This window comes from Candidatus Similichlamydia epinepheli (assembly GCF_003056015.1).
The window spans coordinates 1-2,059 of sequence record NZ_PPEU01000107.1; the positions used below are offsets into that span (position 1 = coordinate 1).

2 protein-coding genes and 1 pseudogene are annotated in these 2,059 nt (G+C 42.2%); 1 reads left to right on the forward strand and 2 read right to left on the reverse strand.

The features are described from left to right. Positions 1–1,034 (forward strand): annotated as a pseudogene (locus GCCT14_RS04560) (V-type ATP synthase subunit A); the annotation flags it as partial. Here GCCT14_RS04560 and GCCT14_RS04565 read toward each other — a convergent pair. Together GCCT14_RS04565 and GCCT14_RS04570 are read right to left on the reverse strand one after the other, a co-directional pair. After that, positions 1,004–1,483 (reverse strand): hypothetical protein, encoded by a 480-nt coding sequence (locus tag GCCT14_RS04565; protein WP_108624409.1) that lies wholly within the window; start codon positions 1,481–1,483, stop codon positions 1,004–1,006. The pseudogene GCCT14_RS04560 and the gene GCCT14_RS04565 sit on opposite strands and share 31 nt — an antisense overlap. A gap of 11 nt (positions 1,484–1,494) precedes the next feature. After that, the gene (locus GCCT14_RS04570) at positions 1,495–1,668 is read right to left on the reverse strand and encodes a hypothetical protein (protein ID WP_157952621.1); all 174 of its coding nucleotides are present in this window, start codon (positions 1,666–1,668) and stop codon (positions 1,495–1,497) included. Positions 1,669–2,059 lie beyond the last annotated feature (391 nt).

The following is a 2,059-nucleotide window of genomic DNA, read 5'->3' on the forward strand; positions in this document are numbered from 1 at the left end:
CACCTGGTTCTGTAGTAGGCACAACTCAAGAAGATCGTTTTGTGCATTCGATTTTTGTTCCTTTTAGACTTTCTGAAGGAGAGTATGAAGTTGAGTGGATCATTGAAGACGGTTCGTATTCAGTCGATACTACCGTTGCTAGACTGAAAAACAAACAAGGTGAACATATTGAGGTGAGGATGTTTCAGAAATGGCCCCTGAAGCAACCTCTTCTTTTCGGAGAAAGGAAGCTCCCTTATTCACCTTTAGAGACAGGTTGTCGTGTAATAGATACACAATTTCCAATTCTGAAAGGTGGTACATTTTGTTTGCCTGGTCCCTTTGGTGCAGGAAAAACTGTCTTACAACACCATCTTGCTCGTTTTTCCGCTGTCGATGTGGTGATCTTTGCCGCATGCGGTGAACGTGCAGGGGAAATTGTTGAGATGCTCAAAGAATTTCCACTATTGAAGGATCCGCAAACAGGTCGACCATTATCTGATCGAACTGTTCTCATCTGCAATACTTCTTCTATGCCAGTTGCAGCCAGAGAGTCTTCTGTCTACATGGCTGTGACCATTGGAGAGTATTATCGTCAAATGGGGCTTGATGTTTTAGTTGTTGCAGATTCAACATCTCGCTGGGCTCAGGCTATGCGTGAGATGTCTGCTCGTCTAGAAGAGATACCTGGCGATGAAGCATTCCCTGCTAGTTTGAATGCAAAAATTGCTGAACTATATCAGAGGGCAGGAGTGGTCTGTTCGAAAGACGGCTTGACAGGCTCTCTCTCTCTTGGTGGAGCTGTTTCTCCTGCAGGAGGAAATTTTGATGAGCCTGTTACGCAAGCGACTCTGTCTGTTGTTGGATCTTTTTTAGGTCTGTCACGCAATCGTAGCGGTGCCAGAAGGTATCCTGCGGTCGATCCACTTATTTCTTGGTCTAAGTATAGTGCTAAATTTGCCTCTATTCTCTCAAGTGACGTTCCATTATGGGAGAGATGGATGAAACGAACACATGAGTTGCTTCAAGAAAGTCTAAAAGGAACAAAAATCGAATGCACAAAACGATCTTCTTGAGTTGTGCCTACTACAGAACCAGGTGAAACAACATTACCCACAGAAACCAATGGTCGAAAAGTCCATAGCTTATCCCTAGGAAGAGAGGGATAGTAAGCACCCCTAACCAAAAAAACACCATGCTCCTGAAAGGTGGAGTTAATAGGGTTCTGTAACCCATCAAAAACACTCCCCAACAACCCAGGCCCCAATTCAGCTTCAATCAGATCATTTGTGAACTCAACATCAGCTCCACTGAATACTCCATAAGTTGGCTCAAAGACCTGCAATTTTGCAATGGAACCGTGAATTTCTAACACTTCAGCACGTAAAGAAACATCTTCTACAAAAATAGAAGCTGATTCACCAAGCCGGACGTTGCCTTCAAACTCCACTTCAACAAGATTACCAAAAACAGCAACGACCTTACCTCTCGTGTGATTCCCCATTCCTTACCTCTCTAAGCATGTATTTCGTAGAAAATTGCAGACAAGTCGATCTCTTTTTCAGATTGCACCTTAAAGGACCAATCCAATGCAAAAAGCTGGTGAGCAATCTCACATAAAAGGCTCTCTCTAGAAAACCAACCAGATTGATCAATTCGATTGTTCAGCCAGTCGAATCGGTAGAGCATAATTGCTCTCTCCACTTCATCAGGATCAGGAAGATGAAAGTGAAGCCGAGAAAAAGCTAATCGACAGCTATCACAAAGATCATCTTTAATAAACGAAGAAACGTTAGTCTGCTCTTCTCTACCAAACAGTTCCCTTTTCTTCGATCGTTCACATATAAGATTTTGAAAGAGAGCCTTTTCAAATAGAAAAATATCTCGAACAGCATCACACGATGCATTTTCAATTTCATATGAAAAGAAAGAATAAGCAATTTCCTCAAAAGCAAAAACCTGTCAAGGGAAGTACAATTCCCTTTAGAAGAGACCTCTTCATCCGCAAAACATCTCCTTTCTCAAATTGTTTCTCTTCACATTGTGTAGAAACCTTGTACCCCTGAGAAATTGATAAACA

Bases quoted from the DNA above. Each gene is read 5' to 3' on its own strand.
- GCCT14_RS04570 (WP_157952621.1), bottom strand. From the start codon at position 1,668: ATGCTCTACCGATTCGACTGGCTGAACAATCGAATTGATCAATCTGGT.
- GCCT14_RS04565 (WP_108624409.1), bottom strand. From the start codon at position 1,483: ATGGGGAATCACACGAGAGGTAAGGTCGTTGCTGTTTTTGGTAATCTT.